Below are 18,058 nucleotides of genomic sequence, written 5' to 3'. Positions count from 1 at the left end.
AGCCTCAGTTGAGTTTGGGTTGAACCAAAGTTAGGATCCTGAATTCATTCCGGGTGTGGGTAAAATTATTGATCATACTTTCAACCATAAGTTGATTTATGTTTTCATGCAGCGCGATAGATTACGTGGCGAAAAGTAGCCTAGCAAAGCACGTTATTATCACCAATAGTGTTAGTATTGAGTGCCGACTAGCCACTGTTAAAAATAATTTTTTAACAGTGGCTAGTATGTGTACCTAGTGTTTGGCGAGCAAGGTAGAAGGGCATAGTTAGTATGATTTAACGTCGAAGAAAAATGTATCCGATACGCAAAGTGACTGCTAAAAGCTCTGCTGGGATAGTTCGGGCGATGATTGCATCTTAAGATACTACCGTCATCATTTCCTCACGATCACAGTAGGTAATACCAGTAAATTCTGTGACCATGGCTGGTAGCAAACAAACTAAAAAACTGCCCCCCCCCTCGCCAAATAAAACCCATATTAAAAACTTAAGGTAAGTAAAAACTTTAACGGATCCCTATCGCAGCAAAGCAAATTGCTGGCGCTCAACGAGACCTTAACTTTCGGCCAAGAAAATGTTTGGGATATAAAAACTCAGCAGTGGTGTTCGATAAATTACCTAGTGCGACTTAATTTACTAAGTGGGGCACTTCGAGTTAATTGGCGTCATGCTGCAGATTAAAACCTTAGCAGGAAAGCTCCTCAAGCCTCGAAGCAACAGTATTTTATGGGTAGGCATCGCTTTTTGACTCATCGAAAAATAACAACACGGGATCCTTTAATCGGTATTCATTCTTCTAATGCATAAGCGTTAGCATAAAAAGTATTATAACTTCCTTCTTAACTACTTAATCGATTAAGTTAAACCTTCATTCAACAGGTGCCGCGTGAGAATTAATACATTATTTTTTTGTTAAGATTTAAATGAATGATGATAACTTTCAAGCATAAAAACTTATTTTTTTAATATTAATATTCACTTTTAAATTCCTACCTCTAAGTTACTTACAAAAAAAGCCAGTAAACACTAACACTATAGAGCCCATATATACTATGCAACCTTAATTCAAGATGAATTAAGGTTGTCATTTGAAAGTTCATATATGCAATAGTATTTTATATTTATATTTTCGATTGTTTTTGATTGTTAAATCGGTGAACCATTACAAAAAAACAAACTTAATCGTTTAAGTTTTTAAAAGAGTGGTATATAGTAAAAAAGCTAACATCATGTAGCGCGGGCATTATTACGCCCGAATTTCCTGGCTAATTCCAGAAGACAACCTTTGTCCGAATCGATTTCGCTATAAAAGTCACATATATTCAAGTGAATACAACTGGTTTTCACTCAAAATAATTGATTTAGACTAGGATAACAGGGGTCTTATTAGGCTGAGGCCATCCTTTTACGGGAAACAATTTTTAATTTAGTGAGAAGATATTGATGAATAGTAAAATAGGTAAATCGACAATCCCAATTCTGTGTTCATTTCTGGGCTTAACAACGGCAGCTGTTGCAGAACCTTATCTACAGCCGGGTCCCGAGCCGACATTTCACACCCAAGAGGCATTTGCACCTGAGAGTAATTTCACTGCGAAGTGGACGCGGGCTGATGCACGCCAAATCAAGCGAATGTCTGATCCGACGGCTGGTTCACGTCAGAATTCGATGCCTGAAGAATACACTATGCCTGACATCCCGCAGAACTTCCCTGACATGTCGAACGAACAGGTCTGGGTATGGGACTCTTGGCCTCTGACTGACGAGGATGCTAATCAGTACAGTGTCAATGGACAGGAAATCATTTTTTCTTTAGTAGCCGACCGTAGCCTTGGCTTTGATGACCGCCACGTTTACGCAAAGATCGGCTACTTCTATCGGCCGGCTGGGATTTCCGCTGACCAACGCCCCGAAAATGGTGGTTGGACCTATGGTGGTCTCGTGTTCGATGAAGGTGTCACCGGTGAAATTTTCGAAGACCAGTCTTACAGCCACCAGACCCAGTGGTCAGGCTCGGCGCGTATTTTTCCGGGTGGCGAAATAAAGTTATTTTTCACAGATGTTGCCTTCTACCGTGATCAAGACGGTGGACCGGACATCAAGCCTTACGACTCTCGGCTCGCGCTAAGCGTAGGCCATGTGCATGCTAATAAACACGGCGTGAGATTCACCGGTTTCAACAAGGTTACGTCGCTACTCGAGGCTGACGGCACTTACTACCAAAATGCTGAGCAAAACCCTTACTATAACTTCCGCGACCCGTTTACTTTCGAAGATCCGGCTCATCCAGGTGAGACCTATATGGTATTTGAGGGCAACTCGGCCATGGACCGGACAACTGCACAGTGTGATGCGGACGACCTTGGCTACCGGGACGGCGACCCTTATGCAGAAACCGTAACCCAAGTGAATGCATCGGGTGCGCCCTTTCAGATCGGTAACGTCGGTCTGGCAAGGGCTACGAACGACGACCTAACCGAGTGGGAATTTCTGCCGCCTATTCTATCTGCAAACTGTGTCACCGATCAGACTGAACGACCGCAGATCTACCAACAAGATGGCAAGTACTACCTTTTCACTATTAGCCACAGCACCACATACGCAACAGGTATTACTGGCCCCGAGGGCGTATATGGTTTCGTAGGCAACGGTATTCGCAGCGATTACCAGCCGATGAACCAGGGATCCGGACTGGTGCTGGGTAACCCAACGAACCTCAACTACTGGCCGGGTAGTCCGTTTGCGCCAGACTATAATCAGCATCCAGGTCAATTCCAGTCGTACTCGCACTACGTGATGCCTGGGGGCTTGATCCAATCGTTCATCGACACGATCGGCACTCAAGAAAATTTTCGTCGCGGTGGGACGCTTGCACCTACAGTCAGGATAGAAATCAACGGCGACTCGTCAGAGGTTGATTATTCCTATAGCGTAAATGGTTATGGGCTAGGTGGTTGGGCCGATATCCCTGCAAACCTTAATGTGAATTCGGGTGGACAGATCAAGCCTCTAAAGAAATAGCTTTAGTAAATTAATCTATACAGCCATTATCGGTGGGAAGAGGAGATGGCGATGTACCGGCGTATCCTCTTCTCCCTTGTTTGTGAATGGCAAATAAAGGTATGCTCGACTTATTCGACAGTCTCTCGAACTGTCGCTCTGTTTTTTTGTTTTACAGCAGTGATTTCTGAAGCACTGCATTTCCTTATTTTACAAGTTTTTCGTACTGCCCAATATCATCTATCATGCTCAATGAGTACCTTTGCGCAATTACATTGCTTTGTAATCGGTGCTCCAATAAGGGGAATTATGAACCACAATCTTATTTTAATATTTGCAAGTCGCTGGTATATGACAATTTGCGTGTTGGTCGTGTTGTTCTGCTCAGGAATGTCGCTGGCCGTCGAATTAGGTTCTGAAGCAGCGTTTAGCTCTTCACCGTTGCCTCTGTTGACAGAAGAATCATCTAAATACAAGCGCCCAGCTAATTGGGCGAGATATCGGCCCGCGGTGCACCTAACTCCCGCCAAACACTGGATGAACGATCCCCAGCGTCCAATTCTGATTGACGGTATCTGGCACTACTATTACCTCTACAATGCCGATTATCCCATAGGAAACGGTACTGAGTGGTACCACGCGACCTCGGTTGATCTTGTGCACTGGCAAGATCACGGTGTGGCAATCGACAAATACAAGAACGGCCTCGGCGACATTGAAACCGGTAGCGCAGTAATTGACATCGATAACACTGCAGGCTTCGGACCTGGCGCTGTAATCGCCATCATGACTCAACAACACGAGGGTGTACAGCGCCAGTCGCTCTTTGTCTCGACTGACGGCGGCTATCGATTTAAGGCGTACCACGACAATCCTGTCATGGACAACCCTGGATCCGAGCATTGGCGTGATCCTAAGATCATCTGGGACGACACGCGCAATGAATGGCTGATGGTGCTGGCTGAGGGTCATAAGATCGGCTTTTACACGTCGCCCGATTTGAAGCATTGGAAGTATCAGTCTGGGTTCGAGCGCGACGACCTTGGGATTCTGGAATGTCCCGACCTATTCCAAATGTCGGTCAACGGTGACAGTGCAACTACACGATGGGTGCTGGCAACTGGCGCGAACGGCTTTAAAAAAGGAATGACCACGGGAACCCTGTACTGGACCGGAGTATGGGACGGAAAAAATTTCACCGTGGATAGCGATGAACCTCAATGGCTAGACTTCGGCGCCGACTTTTATGCCGCAGTGACATGGGAAGACCCTCGCCACAATGACGCCGAACGCCTTGCTTCTCGCTATGCCATTGGTTGGCTCAATAACTGGGCCTACGCCACCAAACTCCCAACCGATGAGTGGCACGGGGGGGCCAACTCGATCGTACGGCGCATCATGCTACGGTCTGTAGACGGTAAGCCGCAGCTTGTCTCGCAGCCCATCAATGCGATCGACAAACTTGAGGGTAATACAGTAGCTCGATCCAATATTCGGGTGACGGAAGCGTCGAAGATGGCACTTCCTCAGCCTCAATCCGATGCCTACCGACTCCGGGTTAAGATTGACGCTGACTCAGATGCTAAAGAGATCCGCTTCCGTCTTAAGGAAGGCAATGGGCACTTTTCTGTCGTTGGATACAACTTTGCGAATGACACTGTTTTTGTCAAACGCGATAAGGATGCTATAGCCAATGCGATGCCCAAAGTTTACCGCGAGGTTCGAAAGTCCCCCGTACAAGCGCGCGATGGCTTTGTCATGCTGGATATCATTGTAGATACAACATCCATTGAGGTCTTTGTAAATAACGGCGAAGTTGTACTTTCAAACCTTGTATTCGGCGCTCCCGGTGCAAATGACCTATCGGTCGAGTCAATTGGAGGAAATACGGAACTGAGTTTATTTGAGCTAACCCCTCTCAAGGTTGCCCCGGTCACTCGCAGTAAAGGTAATGCGGGCTTGGGCCCTACTCCGTGAAATTTAGCCTAGATTGTATTTTAAGATGTTGCTGGTTATTGTGTGATTCATAGGTATCGTTTCAATATACTATCTCTCTATGAACAAAGAAACTCAACAGCTATTAAAGTGGATTGAGCTTTAAGAAAAAACAATGTTGTGGGTCTAGTTTGACGTCGTTGGTATATCTAGACCTACTCTTCAAATTACTACCAGCGATACATAGAAAACAGCATAGACGTACTCACAGACCCCCAAGCACTAATATTTATTATCAAATAGAAAATGGGTGCTAGAAGCTCCAAAATCAGCTTCTACACGAGCATAACTTTCATCCATCACTTGACTCAATTCATAAAGTCCTGACCAAATACGAAGTAAAGCCAATAGTTTTTCAGCAAAAGAAAAATACCTCATTCGATAATAAAGGCCTATTCCTAGTGACTAAATTCAGATGGATACATGTAAAGTCGCGCCTGAATTTATCAGTACACTACCATTGATGATTGCTCTAGATATCGCGTGTTAGACGCCTTTAAACGTAGAACGGCAAACAATACACTTACCTTTGTCGATAAAGTGATAGAAGAAATGCCATTTCCAACACGACGGTACAAACTGATCGCGCAATGGAGTTTTTTGCTGAGAAGGTACTGCTCAAATTGATGGAGCATAACATTAAATTTCGTCCCAACAAACCAGGCTCTCCTCACTTAAATGGTAAAGTTAAGAGGCCACAAAGAATCGACAAAGAAGAGTTTTATTCGACCGTTAATTTGGATTTTGGAGATCTCAAAAGTTAAACTTTACCTGAATGACGGCATTACTACACTACAATCAGCAGCACGCTTACGGCTCATTTAGAGGTAAAACACCACGGGTATTGAATGTGAACGCCTTGAACTACATCACTTTGAAGAACGTTCAAGCTAACTACGAAACGCCTAAAAATAGTTAAGAAATCAATTAAACTATATAATATTAAGCCTGAGAAATTAATGCATCATTAGTTAAGCTGATTTTTAGAAATCTTTATCATTTATATTTTATAAAAAATCAGGAGTGATGTAGCGGTCAATTAATTTCAAATTTGATGAGGTTTCTACTTTCTACTTAACTTTATTGGCTAACTTTAAAAAACTTTTCGGCTTTTTTACACTTTATTCTTAACTGGGCTATTCGTAATAAATCTATGCTAGTTGATATCAGTGAAACAATGGCTAGGTACAATTATAAGAGTTGAGTGTAATCCACTATTTAATAAACTCATCACGCTACATATGTGCTACACAAGCATAACTCATTAATTTAATTGGTAGCCCCTGCAGGAATCGAACCTGCAACTGCCCCTTAGGAGGGGGCCGTTATATCCATTTAACTAAGAGGCCACAAATAAGCTGTGTGCTTAGAGGTCTGAATTATAACGGCATCTGGTTTTTTATATCAAGCGACAACTGAACTTAATTGCTTGATAAGTATATATCTTCTTTATTTAGTACATAAATTGGGATTAGTTTTCGACTACTCGCGACGATTTTTTTTGTATGCGCATTAATTACACGTGTATTAACAACAACAGCATCATGTCGATAAATTAATGTACCCGCTAATACATGGCTCGCCATTTGCTCTTCGCTAAGCTTTTCAATATCACGCGAGAAAGCAAAATCACCACGGCTATTTACATCTATTGTTTGGGTTGTTTTAAAATCAACCACGCCATAACCAAACTTTTGTAACTGATGAATTAACGTCTCAGAAATTTGATTACCCAATTGATTGCTTTTAGTAAGCGATGAATCAAGATCGACCAAGGTAGTAACGGCAATATTAATATTGGTGTCGGTATCACTTTCAAATTCAAGCGTATCAACCAAATCAAGTGCCATTTGCTCTACATAGTTAGCAAGTGTTTTATGGTGCTGAAGTGGTGTAAATTGATTACCGTTAACATCATCTTGAGTTGATTTTTGCTCGGCTATTTTAAGCATGCTTGCTAGGTCATAATTTACTTGTGTGGTTGAAGGCGTATTAATTTCAGCACTTTCACTATTTTGAGTAAAGGCACAACCTGCTAAGTTAGCTAAAGCAAAAAAAACGATAAAGCGGTTAAATAATTTACTATACATAATTATCTCACTTGCTTGCTTGTTTTAACATTATGCCATCAGTGCGATAGCTGCTATTAAGCGCATCAACAACCGACTGTGGAATAAACCCTTGTGCAGAACCTACTACGGCCTTACTTTCTAGCCCAACAATACGTGCATTAACAAGTACACCACCTTGATGGTTTACAAGCGTACCGGCAAGTACATATTTAAAGCTTTGATCTTGATTTAGCTCTAAATAGTCGCGACTAAATACAAAGTCGCCTGTTGAGGTAACACGCATATAATCAGTTGTTTTAAAATCAATAACGGGTACACCAAAGCTGTGTAATTCATGCATGAAGCTTTCTGCAATTTGGTTCCCTAGTAAGCTACCATCGTTGTAGTCTTCATCTAAAAAAACAAAACTCGAAACAGCTAACGGTGTTTGTTCACTTACGTACTGTAAGTTTTCAACCATGTCTTGCATTATGCCGCGCACATAATGGTTAATATTTTTGCGCATTGGCGGTGTTGCTTTTGTGTAGTTATCCTGTGGAGCCATTCCTGACTGAAATAAGTTATCGTCAGAAACAGGCGCTGCAACGTCGCGTTGGTTACTCACCAGTTGATTGCTTTGCTCACTTTGTGGTGTTGCGGTGTCTGTATTCATTGTGCCTAGTATTTGAGAGCAACCAAAGCCCAGTGGTAAGCATAATGTAATTAATAGGTTTTTCATTTTGTGCTCCAAATTAGTATTCGCTTCGGTATAAAAGTCCGTCACGCTGCTGAATTTTCTCATTGCCCCACATTACATTAATTGGGATCTCGGTACTTCCCGCAGAGAGCACCTGTTTATTTTCTATATTCACAAGCCGTGCATTAACTATGTATGCATGCTGCTGGCGAGTCACTGTTCCTGTGATAACTAAGTCAATATTTTGGCGATTACGTAATTTACTTAAATCGCGACTTAAAATACTGTCTGAGTTTTCTGATAAAGAGAGGTTATTCCCAAGTCTGTACTCAACGGTGTGATAACCTAGTTGAGTAAATTGCGTAAGCAGACTTTCTTGGATCTGCTGACTTAAGCCTGAGGCCTGCCCTGTCACTAATTTTGTATCTAGTGCATCTGCATAAAAGAAGCTACTAACGCCAACACGTGCATTAGCATTTAACGCTCCATTTAGGTGGTTAAGTTGCGACGTTAAATTAACTACATAGTCATTAACCGTAAAAGGAGCCATGGCCGCTTTAGGTGCATTTGTAGGCACACTTGGTTCTGGTGGTGGCACCAAGTTACAAGCAGCTAAATTTAAAAATAATACAGGCAGTAAAAGGCGCATAATTGCCATCCTCTTCAAAACATACTGAGGACAAGCAATTTGTATGCCTATATCGTACTTCTGTAAGGTTGTTGAACATAGTAGCTAACAAAACATGTTACTTGTTGCTTTATAAGGGCTAAACAATCACTTTTTGCGTCCGCTGAATTACTATAAGCACCTAACTTCAATCGATAAAAAGTTGTGTTATTAACACTTACGGTTTCTACATTTATCTCAGTGGGTGAGATAATATTTTGTGGTATTTTTTCTTGGAATTCGCTGAGCTTCTTATGCAATGCATTTTTATTTTTAAAAGCGGCAATTTGTAAAGCAAACAATGCCGAGTGGGTTTTTAATATACTTTCGTTATTGACTTCATCATTTACAAGACTATTTAGAGAATCAGAATCATTCAGTTGTTTTAGATTAGTAGCAAGCTGCGTTAATTTATTTTCTAACTTGAGTAGCTCCTCTACTTTTGGTTGAGAGCTTTCCCATTGTGCCGCAGAGATTTTGAGCTGCTCTAAATCAGACTTTTCAATAAGAATCGGTTGCGGGGTTGCTTGAGTCATTTTAACTTGTTGAGATGAGTTACATGCAGATAAAACAAGTACACCCATTAGCATCATGCATTCTAAACTCCATTTTAATAACATTTAACTTCCCTAAAATGACGTTGTTTAGGGGGTTATTTATCCCCTAAACGTATTTAATTATGAAGGGTGTATTTTATGGATAAACAATTTTTAAGCAAGTTTCTTAACTACAGCCTTACTGGCTTATCGGTGTAGTTACTTACTATGCAATCGAGTTTATACAGCTTGAATACGTCACAGTCTGCTTTTGCATTTTTAAAGTTTTGGTAAGAGCCTAGCTTTAGTCTGTAAAACATTTTGTCGTTTATCTTGGCGGTTTCTACGTTAGTCAATATTTTGTCTCTAAACAACGGTGCTGCTTTAGTATTTAGCTCTTGCCATGCTTTAGCCACACCTTGCTCTGAGTCAACCGAAGCTACCTGCAAAGCAAATACATGTTTTGGTTTATTTAATTTTACAGCTTGTTTTTTATTGCTGTAGTTTTGTTTAACTTGTTGGCGTGATTTAACATTACGTGTGTTTCGAGGTGAGCGTACAGACTTGCTGCTATACCCTTGATTAGACTGCGCAATAGCTTTGCTGTTTATAATATCAATATGATTTACGAGGTAAGTTATTTCTTTTTCTAATCTTAAAATTCGCTCTATACCTTCGCGTGCTTGTTGCCACTGCATTGCAGCATCTTTTAGCTGAGCAAGTTCAAGGGCTGTAATTGATACGTAGTCTGGCGAGTTACTTTGAGGTTGTTCGTCAATGGTTTTTATTTCAGGCGTAACGCTGCATGCTGTGCCAAATAAAAGCATTAGCAAGCTAAGTAAAAGCCCAATGTTATTTTTTTTATATATAAACATGTATTTGCTGTCCTGAAAGCAGTGTTTTTCACTACATTTCAGTTAAACATTCTCACAAGAAAGCGTTTAACTTTATTTAAGCTGTAAGCTATAAAACTTAGCTCTTCGCATGCTTGTCAGTGTTTTGTAAAACACAACGTTGCATACTCCCACCCTTCCTTGAGAGCATTATTTAATACAAATTCAATGCCAGTTAACACAAACTTTACAACATAAATAACAATATGTCTGTAATGACCTAAAAATTTTATTTTTAGAGAGGCTCCTTTCCTATTTTATTCTAGGGCCTGTTGACCTTTCAGGATTAAAATTTGTTCAATCTAGGGGCCATTTAATCGCGGCGCGAGGTTTGTAATCTAGTGGGCTCGATAACTGCTCCTGCGTTATTCTACTGACTTACATCCCTGTAAGAATAAGTAAAAACCGAGTAAAGCTTCCGCGTCCTGCTCACGCCCCTTACCTACATCCATGTAGGCAACAAAGAGTAAATTGCCCCGAGGCAGAACCCTTCGGGCAGCGCATGTTTGGCATCTATGCTACGTTATCGCCTATTTATGGGGAATAACCACACTACATCGGCTCTGCCTTGCCTAAATACCAAACAGCCTGCTGCAAATTTAACCTCGAAAGATAAACAGGCCTGATAAAACTCATAAAAAAGGCGCCGATATAGGCGCCTTTCATGATTTACATTAACTGTTAAATCAGTTTTTTAATAAATGACTTTAATTCATCAGCAAATTCATCGCGACGAAGTGCAAATTCAATAGTCGCTTTTAAATAACCAATTTTACTTCCACAATCGTGGCTACGGCCTTTTATAGCGTATGCATCTACTTTTTCGTGTTCCATTAACATCGCAATTGCGTCAGTTAATTGAATTTCATTGCCTGCTCCTTGCGGAGTTTTTGCAAGTAACGGCCATATGTTTTCGCTTAATACGTATCGACCCACTACAGCTAAGTTAGATGGCGCTTCGTCTACTGGCGGTTTTTCTACCATGTTAAAAATTGGCGAGCTTTCACCTTGTTTTAAGTCAACATCGCCTAAATCAACCACACCAAACTTATCTACTTCATCCATTGGTACTGGCTCAACCATTATTTGGCTATGCTTGTTTTGCTCAAAATTAGCGATCATTTCTGCTAAGTTATCTTTTTTAAGATCGCTCTCTACATCATCAATAATTACATCAGGTAGAATAACTACAAACGGTTCGTTACCAATAATAGGCGCAGCACAACTAATAGCATGGCCTAAGCCTTTTGCTTCACCTTGGCGTACGTGAATAATGGTTACGTCTTTAGGGCAGATTGCTTGCACTTCGGCAAGTAGTTGCCGCTTTACACGCTTTTCTAAAGTAGCTTCTAGTTCAAAGCTCGTATCGAAGTGATTTTCGATTGAATTTTTACTTGAGTGAGTTACTAACACTATTTCTTTAATGCCTGCAGCAACGGCTTCGTTTACTACATATTGAATTAAAGGACGGTCTACCACTGGCAGCATTTCTTTAGGAATTGCTTTAGTGGCTGGTAACATACGAGTACCAAGGCCTGCTACTGGGATCACTGCTTTCATTTTATGTTTTCCTTAATCTTTTATTATACTGAAAATGGATATTGAATCGCTTCGTGGCATTGATAGCCTGTTACTTCAAAGTCGTCTCGTGTTACCCACGTTTCTATGTCTTCTAATGATTTAATTTCTGGATTAATTTTTAACTGAGGTGATGCAAATGGCTCACGCGTTAACTGCACATCACGCATCAGCTCAAGTTGGTTTTCGTAAATATGTGCATTAGCAATTTTATGATACGCCTTACCCGCTTTGTGGCCGGTAATCTGAGCCACTAGCGCAAGCAACACAAAACACTGAATTTGATTAAAATTAAGGCCAAGCGGCACATCACAGCTTCGCTGGTATGACGTTAAATATAGCGTATCACCAAGTAAGGAGAAAGTGTGTGTATGCATACACGGGCGCAGGCAACCAAGCTCAAACTCACCTGGGTTATAAAACGTGATTATTTCACCACGGTCATCAATGCCATTTTTTAAGTTATTAATAACTTTGGAAAGCTGATCAAGCGTTGAGCCATCTGGGCGTTGCCAACCACGGCCTTGTACGCCATAAACACGCCCCATGTCATCCTCACCTTTACGGTTAGGGTTATTAAGCCATGCATTGTTATCGTTTGCGTTAGCATCCCATGTTTTACAGCCAATTTCACGAAACTGCTCAGCGCTATCGTACCCGCGTAAATATCCTAGCAATTCAGCAATCGCTGCTTTGTAGTAACTTTTGCGTGTAGTGATCATCGGAAACTGATTATTAGCCACATCGTATTCTAAATCAGCATTGATAACGGTTAAACAACGCGTACCTGTACGTTTATTTTCGACCCACTGCCCTTCGTCAACAATACGCTGACATAATTCTAAATATTGTTTCATGCATTACTTCTTATTATGCTTTAGCTGTGGTTATTTGTTTAGGTTGTTTATATGCCCAAATTAATAAGCCTAAACCACCTACAATCATAGGTAACGAAAGTATTTGTCCCATTGATATAAAGTCGGCAAATAAACCTAATTGTGCATCGGGTTGGCGGAAATATTCAATACAGAATCTAAACACGCCATAACCTAATAAAAATACACCGGCTACGCTGCCTGCTGGACGTGGTTTTTTAATAAACCATTGCAGGATTAAAAACAGCACTAAGCCTTCAAAAAATGCTTCGTATAATTGCGATGGGTGACGCGCAAGCGGACCGCCCGTTGGAAATACCATTGCCCATGGCACGTCGGTAACACGCCCCCATAATTCACCGTTTATAAAGTTACCAATACGTCCAGCTAAAAGCCCTACAGGAACCAGTGGTGCAACAAAGTCGCCCACTTGAAGAAGCGACTTTTTACGCGTCCACGAAAAAATTGCGACGGCAGTTATAACGCCAAGTGTTCCACCATGAAACGACATACCGCCCTGGTCTATTCTAAATAAATACAGTGGGTTTTCTATAAAGTAACTAAACTGGTAAAACAATACGTAGCCAATACGCCCACCTAGTATTACCCCTAACATGCCGTAAAACAGTAAATCGCTTACTTGCTCTTTAGTCCAACCCGAATTTGGCTTTGATGCTTGACGATTTGCAAACCACATCGCAAATGCAAAACCTATTAAATACATCAAGCCATACCAACGTACGCTTAGCGGTCCAACAGAAAAAATAATTGGATCAATTTGAGGAAACTCAAGTGCCATAAAAAATAAACCTTTAGCTAAAAACCATTTTAATTGCGATAACTACAAGCAGCACCGCGAAAACTTTCTTAATTGTATTAACAGGTAAATAGTGAGTTGCTTTGGCGCCGATAGGCGCAACAAACCACGAGGTAATAACAATTCCAAATAATGCAGGTAAATAAACAAACCCAGCAAAACCATGCTCTAAATCGGTAACATGCCAGCCTGCGCTGATGTAACCAACAGAGCCAAATAATGCTATAACAATTCCGCACGCGGCTGCGCAGCCAATTGCTTTTTTTATATCAACCGAAAAATAATTAAGCATAGGTACTATTAAAGCACCACCACCAATACCAATTAAACCTGATAATCCGCCCATTATCGCAGAAAATCCACCTAAAATAGGACCTGCTGGTAACGGTTTATCTGACATCGGTTTATTACGCGCGGATAGCACCATTCTCGCTGCAATAAATACAACACTTATAGCAAACACTGTACGCAATATTTGTTCAGGGATTAAACTTGCTGCAAAGCCACTAATAAGTGCACCTAAAGCCACACCCGACATAACCCATGGGGCAATATCCCAAGGCACGTTATCATTTTTATGATGAGCCAGCGCTGAAGACGTTGAAGTAAATAAAATAGAAGCGAGTGAGGTTGCAATAGCAATTACTAATACATGATCAGCCGACGTTACATTAAATGACAGTAGCAGAGTGCTTAGAACTGGAACGATAATTAAACCGCCACCAATGCCTAGTAACCCAGCTAAAAACCCAACAATACAGCCTAGTAGTGCGCAGCTTGCGACTAACAAACCTAAGTCATACATAGTAATCTCAAATACCCTTTTAAGGTTTATATATTAAAGGATTATAAAACTAATAGCATCTGTGTATTGCAATTAATTAGGCGTATAAGCTTATTTGGGAGTGTAAAACAAATCACCTAATTTATGCTCTAGCATAAAGCTTCGCGTTAAACGTAGTACTTGTTTGGCTGTGGATTGCGCTAAGCATTCACTTAATAGTTGTTCCATGTCACTGACATTTAAACGCCTAAGTACCCATTTAACTTTATTAAGCGATGATAAATTCATACTAAGGCGCCTGTAACCCATGGCAATAAGCAAAATAGCCCCTTCAGGATCGCCGCCTAGTTCACCACACAAACTAAACGGCAGTTCATATTGCTCACATTCACGCGCTACTTTATTTAGTACCCTGAGTACGCCCGGGTGATAAGGGTTAAAAAGTTCGGCAACTCGTGCATTAGCCCTGTCTACTGCTAATAAATACTGTGTTAAATCGTTACTACCTACTGAGCAAAAATCGACTTTTTTCGACCACTCTGGAAGCATAAATACACTTGAAGGTACCTCTAGCATTATCCCTATGTCGGGTCTTTCTATGGTTTGCTCTGGGTATTTTTCACTTAACTCAAAATAAGCCTGTTCAAATAACGCAAGTGACTCATCAACTTCTTCAGTGCCGCTGATCATAGGGAGCATTATTTTTAGATTGCCTAAACCAATATTGGCTTTAAGCATCGCTTTTAGTTGATCTAAAAATAACTCTGGGTGATCAAGGCTAATACGAATGCCACGCCAACCTAAAAATGGGTTTTCTTCGGTAATGTTAAAGTAATCGAGTACCTTATCGCCCCCAATATCCAATGTACGCATAACCACAGGATTAGGATGATAGCTAGTTAGTACTTCTCGGTACCAATTTTCTTGCTCTGATTGCGAAGGAAACTGACCCTTTTGCATAAACCACGCTTCGGTACGGTAAAGCCCCACACCGTCACAAATATGCGCGCTACTTTGCTCGGTATTAAGCTCAAGGCCTGCGTTTAATAATAAGCTAACATGCTCACCGTCAAGCGTAATTGATTCTGAGTCTTGCTCTGCTAAAAAGCGGTTATTAAGTAGGTTATCTTGATGCTGTAACTCTGTGTATTCATCCATCAACATTTGCGAAGGCGATATATATAAACGCCCAGCAAATGCATCTAAAATCATCGGTTTGCCATTAAACTGCAGTAGAGGTAAATCTTCTATACCCCAAATGGCAGGGATCCCCATCGCACGCGTTAATATAGAAGCATGGCTATTTGCAGAGCCATTTACGCTTACAACGCCTGTTAAGTGACCTTTTGGCACCTCAGCTAGCATGGCGGGTGTTAAGGTATTAGCAATTAAGATAGTGTTGGCCGGATAATTTTTAACAGCGTGCTCGGTATTTACAAGATGGTGTAATACGCGAAGACCAATGTCTTTAACGTCAACAGCACGCTCTTTTATATAAGGGTCTTGCATGGCATTAAATTGAGATATTAAACGCTCTATTACAATTTTTAGGGCGCTTTTAGCACACCAGCCTTCTTGTAATTGCATTTCAACATTATGCCCTAAACTTTTAGCGTCAAGCAGTTGTTGATACACATCAAATACCGCAAGAGCTTCGTGCGGAATAGAATCGCTTAGCGTCATAGATAGGGTATTAAATTCTTTGCGCGTTGCAGCTACAGCTTGTGTAAACAAACGGCGCTGCTCAGTAACGTCACTGTCTTTTAAAAGCTCAATAGATTTAAAATCGAGTTTTGGTAATACAACAAATGCTTGCCCTATACCTATTCCAGGCGCGCTCGATACGCCTTTTAAAACAGACGTTTGATGAGATGACTCATCTTGGCGGAGTATTTCTTTAATTTCAGCATGCGCTAACTGTGAAGCAAGCTGGGCAGAAAGCGTTATTAAAAACGACTCTTCGTCTTGGCTAAATACACGTGCCATTTTTTGTTGAACAACAATAACACCCAGTACTTTTTTTTGATGAACAACGGGTACAGATAAAAAAGCGTTGTAGCCTTCTTCGTTTACTTCGGGGGAGAGCTTAAAACGAGGATGCGATTTAGCAAATGCAATATTAATAGGTTCTTCGCGTTGCGCTACTAGGCCAACTAAACCTTCGGTAAAACCAATTCTAAACTTACCTACCGCATCGGGGTTTAGCCCTTCGGTTGCCATAAGTACAAAATTGTCCTGGCTGTAATCTGCAAAATAAATGGAGCAGCACTGGGTTTTCATGGCATCTTTAACCATTTGCACAAAGCACACTAATGCGCTGTCTAAATTCGCTTGTCGCGATACAGACTCCGCAATAGATCTCAGTGTAGCCAGCATGTCCTGCTCCTTTATTTTATTCTGAATTAACTACCTTTTACTTCGCCAATGATCTTTATGTTGTTCTCTCTTATTAAAAGGCATGGCGAAAGGAGCAAACTCTTTCATTACACGTCGATAAACATCCCGTTTAAACGATACAACCTGTCTTACAGGATACCAATAACTTACCCAGCGCCAATCATCAAATTCAGGATGATGGGTTTTAAGTAAATTTACATCTTCGTCTTTACAGCGTAATTTTAGTAAAAACCATTTTTGTTTTTGCCCAATACACACCGGACTAGAGTCTCGGCGGATTAATCGTTTGGGTAATTTATAGCGTAACCAATGTTTTGAGCTTGCGACTATTTCTACATCTTCTGGTCGCAACCCTACTTCTTCGTGTAATTCACGGTACATGGTTTGTTCTGCAGTTTCGCCATCATCAACACCACCTTGGGGAAATTGCCAAGAGTGTTGACCATAACGTCTGGCCCAAAAAACCTGTCCCTGATTATTGCAAATCACAATTCCGACATTGGCACGAAAACCTTCGGCATCAATCACCTTAGTGCCTCATTTGTAAGTCGATTTTTAATGATTGTTCCACATTAGCCGCAATACGGCAAATACTATTATACCCAAGCCAATTAGTGAGCTAAGTTTGAGCTTTTAGTATGTTGATAAATTAATAGAGAATAGGTAAATATTTAGAAAATAACTCAACAAAGCTATTGCGGTTCTTGTTTTCCTCTAGTTACTCACAGTTTGTGCATAACTTTTGTAAAACACGCTCATTTTGCAAACAAATCCACAATATTAGATCTTAAAACTTAGCTTCTCCACAGATTCTGTGGATAAACATGTTCATATAGTTGTATTTATCCTTACAACTTTTAAATGGCTTAATCAAAACTGAACGTGCACATTTAAAAAAACCTGCAGAGTCAGTAACTTAAAGTAAAGTAGCTTAATTTCAATATGTGCAAAATTAACACAAACAACAAGCGAGCAAAAAACGTACAACCCTAAAGATATCCACGGCTTAGCCTATTTGCTATCATGGCTATGGTATTTATACAACCGAAATTAAGAATATGCGACCTACAAAACCACACTCAATAAACGACTTAATGCAACGCGTTAACAGTATTGCCGGATTAACGCTAGGACAACTTGCTAACAAGTATAATTTTAAAACGCCAGATGATTTACTACGTGAAAAAGGCTGGACTGGGCAACTCATTGAATACGTACTAGGCGCTACTGCAGGCTCAAAACCCCTCCCCGATTTTGAAGATTTAGGAATTGAGCTAAAAACACTGCCTATTTCTTATAAAGGTAGGCCACTGGAAACTACGTTTGTATCGGTTACACCTTTAATGAACGTAACGGGAATGACGTGGCATACCAGCTCTGTGCGTAAAAAACTAAATCATGTTTTATGGCTGCCAATTTTAAGCGAACGTGATATTGCGCCGTTTGACAGAACTATCGGCAGCGGCTTTTTGTGGCAGCCTTCACCTGAACAAGACGCTTTGTTACAACGCGACTGGGAAGAGCAAATGGAGCTAATTGCGCTAGGTAGAGTCGACGAAATATCAGGCCATTTAGGCGATGCTATGCAAATACGCCCCAAAGCTGCTCATAGTAAAATAGTCACTGATGCTATTGGCCCAAATGGGCAAATAATTAAAACCCTACCCCGTGGTTTTTATTTAAAAACCAGTTTTACAGGTGATATTTTAAAGCAGCAGTTTCAGCTATGAGTGCGTAAGAAGTTAAAGCATGAGTAAAGCGTTATA

14 protein-coding genes, 1 tRNA gene and 1 pseudogene are annotated in these 18,058 nt (G+C 40.9%); 4 read left to right on the top strand and 12 right to left on the bottom strand.

The features are described 5' to 3' along the window. The first annotated feature begins 1,445 nt into the window (after positions 1–1,445). The 3 genes and pseudogenes from H5161_RS10115 to H5161_RS20125 all read left to right on the top strand — a co-directional run. Positions 1,446–3,023 carry a glycoside hydrolase family 68 protein gene (locus tag H5161_RS10115; RefSeq protein WP_002961343.1) on the top strand — a complete coding sequence of 526 codons (1,578 nt, stop codon included), beginning with the start codon at positions 1,446–1,448 and terminating at the stop codon, positions 3,021–3,023. Between the two features lie 288 nt (positions 3,024–3,311). Further along, positions 3,312–4,979, top strand: coding sequence for a glycoside hydrolase family 32 protein (locus tag H5161_RS10110; RefSeq protein WP_259398688.1), 1,668 nt, complete (start codon positions 3,312–3,314; stop codon positions 4,977–4,979). Between the two features lie 275 nt (positions 4,980–5,254). After that, positions 5,255–5,746: pseudogene (locus H5161_RS20125) on the top strand (DDE-type integrase/transposase/recombinase); the annotation flags it as partial. Positions 5,747–6,271: 525 nt separating this feature from the next. Here H5161_RS20125 and H5161_RS10105 read toward each other — a convergent pair. The 12 genes from H5161_RS10105 to rppH all read right to left on the bottom strand — a co-directional run bounded on the left by H5161_RS10105 (position 6,272) and on the right by rppH (position 16,820). Further along, positions 6,272–6,346, bottom strand: a tRNA-Arg gene (locus H5161_RS10105). A gap of 72 nt (positions 6,347–6,418) precedes the next feature. Continuing rightward, positions 6,419–7,087: a FlgO family outer membrane protein gene (locus tag H5161_RS10100; protein ID WP_182696094.1), complete on the bottom strand. Its 669-nt coding sequence runs from the start codon at positions 7,085–7,087 to the stop codon at positions 6,419–6,421. A gap of 7 nt (positions 7,088–7,094) precedes the next feature. Beyond that, complete coding sequence (locus H5161_RS10095; RefSeq protein WP_182769191.1) at positions 7,095–7,787, bottom strand: FlgO family outer membrane protein; 693 nt, start codon at positions 7,785–7,787, stop codon at positions 7,095–7,097. Positions 7,788–7,800: 13 nt separating this feature from the next. Beyond that, on the bottom strand, positions 7,801–8,394 hold the full coding sequence (locus H5161_RS10090) for a FlgO family outer membrane protein (protein WP_182769190.1): 594 nt from the start codon (positions 8,392–8,394) through the stop codon (positions 7,801–7,803). A 47-nt stretch (positions 8,395–8,441) separates the two neighbouring features. Next, entirely contained in the window at positions 8,442–9,032 is a 591-nt protein-coding gene (locus H5161_RS10085) for an SPOR domain-containing protein (RefSeq protein ID WP_138488674.1), read from the bottom strand. Positions 9,033–9,139: 107 nt separating this feature from the next. Further along, positions 9,140–9,823: an SPOR domain-containing protein gene (locus H5161_RS10080; RefSeq protein WP_024594911.1), complete on the bottom strand. Its 684-nt coding sequence runs from the start codon at positions 9,821–9,823 to the stop codon at positions 9,140–9,142. 699 nt (positions 9,824–10,522) lie between these two features. Then, complete coding sequence (galU, locus tag H5161_RS10075) at positions 10,523–11,401, bottom strand: UTP--glucose-1-phosphate uridylyltransferase GalU (protein WP_002958699.1); 879 nt, start codon at positions 11,399–11,401, stop codon at positions 10,523–10,525. A 23-nt stretch (positions 11,402–11,424) separates the two neighbouring features. Beyond that, entirely contained in the window at positions 11,425–12,276 is an 852-nt protein-coding gene (locus tag H5161_RS10070) for a thymidylate synthase (RefSeq protein WP_149602248.1), read from the bottom strand. 13 nt (positions 12,277–12,289) lie between these two features. Further along, a complete protein-coding gene (gene lgt, locus H5161_RS10065) occupies positions 12,290–13,093 on the bottom strand; it encodes a prolipoprotein diacylglyceryl transferase (protein WP_002958701.1) in 804 nt (267 codons plus the stop codon). A gap of 13 nt (positions 13,094–13,106) precedes the next feature. Continuing rightward, positions 13,107–13,916 carry a sulfite exporter TauE/SafE family protein gene (locus H5161_RS10060; RefSeq protein ID WP_182693717.1) on the bottom strand — a complete coding sequence of 270 codons (810 nt, stop codon included), beginning with the start codon at positions 13,914–13,916 and terminating at the stop codon, positions 13,107–13,109. Between the two features lie 90 nt (positions 13,917–14,006). Next, on the bottom strand, positions 14,007–16,271 hold the full coding sequence (gene ptsP / locus H5161_RS10055; RefSeq protein WP_002958703.1) for a phosphoenolpyruvate--protein phosphotransferase: 2,265 nt from the start codon (positions 16,269–16,271) through the stop codon (positions 14,007–14,009). Positions 16,272–16,301: 30 nt separating this feature from the next. Then, positions 16,302–16,820 (bottom strand): RNA pyrophosphohydrolase, encoded by a 519-nt coding sequence (rppH, locus tag H5161_RS10050; protein WP_002958704.1) that lies wholly within the window; start codon positions 16,818–16,820, stop codon positions 16,302–16,304. Positions 16,821–17,350: 530 nt separating this feature from the next. Between rppH and mutH the strand changes: the two genes are divergently transcribed. Continuing rightward, positions 17,351–18,022 (top strand): DNA mismatch repair endonuclease MutH, encoded by a 672-nt coding sequence (gene mutH / locus H5161_RS10045; protein WP_182672523.1) that lies wholly within the window; start codon positions 17,351–17,353, stop codon positions 18,020–18,022. Positions 18,023–18,058 lie beyond the last annotated feature (36 nt).

The sequence above is a fragment of the Pseudoalteromonas sp. SG43-5 genome (assembly GCF_014164345.1).
Classification (GTDB): domain Bacteria; phylum Pseudomonadota; class Gammaproteobacteria; order Enterobacterales; family Alteromonadaceae; genus Pseudoalteromonas; species Pseudoalteromonas distincta.
The sequence above is the reverse complement of the archived record's forward strand: the minus strand, read 5'-3'. Positions and strand labels throughout refer to the sequence as shown.

What these genes read in the sequence shown, in the direction of transcription:
- H5161_RS10115 (WP_002961343.1), top strand. Translation starts at nt 1,446, where the DNA reads ATGAATAGTAAAATAGGTAAATCGACAATCCCAATTCTGTGTTCATTT.
- H5161_RS10110 (WP_259398688.1), top strand. Translation starts at nt 3,312, where the DNA reads ATGAACCACAATCTTATTTTAATATTTGCAAGTCGCTGGTATATGACA.
- H5161_RS10100 (WP_182696094.1), bottom strand. Translation starts at nt 7,087, where the DNA reads ATGTATAGTAAATTATTTAACCGCTTTATCGTTTTTTTTGCTTTAGCT.
- H5161_RS10095 (WP_182769191.1), bottom strand. Translation starts at nt 7,787, where the DNA reads ATGAAAAACCTATTAATTACATTATGCTTACCACTGGGCTTTGGTTGC.
- H5161_RS10090 (WP_182769190.1), bottom strand. Translation starts at nt 8,394, where the DNA reads ATGCGCCTTTTACTGCCTGTATTATTTTTAAATTTAGCTGCTTGTAAC.
- H5161_RS10085 (WP_138488674.1), bottom strand. Translation starts at nt 9,032, where the DNA reads ATGTTATTAAAATGGAGTTTAGAATGCATGATGCTAATGGGTGTACTT.
- H5161_RS10080 (WP_024594911.1), bottom strand. Translation starts at nt 9,823, where the DNA reads ATGTTTATATATAAAAAAAATAACATTGGGCTTTTACTTAGCTTGCTA.
- galU (WP_002958699.1), bottom strand. Translation starts at nt 11,401, where the DNA reads ATGAAAGCAGTGATCCCAGTAGCAGGCCTTGGTACTCGTATGTTACCA.
- H5161_RS10070 (WP_149602248.1), bottom strand. Translation starts at nt 12,276, where the DNA reads ATGAAACAATATTTAGAATTATGTCAGCGTATTGTTGACGAAGGGCAG.
- lgt (WP_002958701.1), bottom strand. Translation starts at nt 13,093, where the DNA reads ATGGCACTTGAGTTTCCTCAAATTGATCCAATTATTTTTTCTGTTGGA.
- H5161_RS10060 (WP_182693717.1), bottom strand. Translation starts at nt 13,916, where the DNA reads ATGTATGACTTAGGTTTGTTAGTCGCAAGCTGCGCACTACTAGGCTGT.
- ptsP (WP_002958703.1), bottom strand. Translation starts at nt 16,271, where the DNA reads ATGCTGGCTACACTGAGATCTATTGCGGAGTCTGTATCGCGACAAGCG.
- mutH (WP_182672523.1), top strand. Translation starts at nt 17,351, where the DNA reads ATGCGACCTACAAAACCACACTCAATAAACGACTTAATGCAACGCGTT.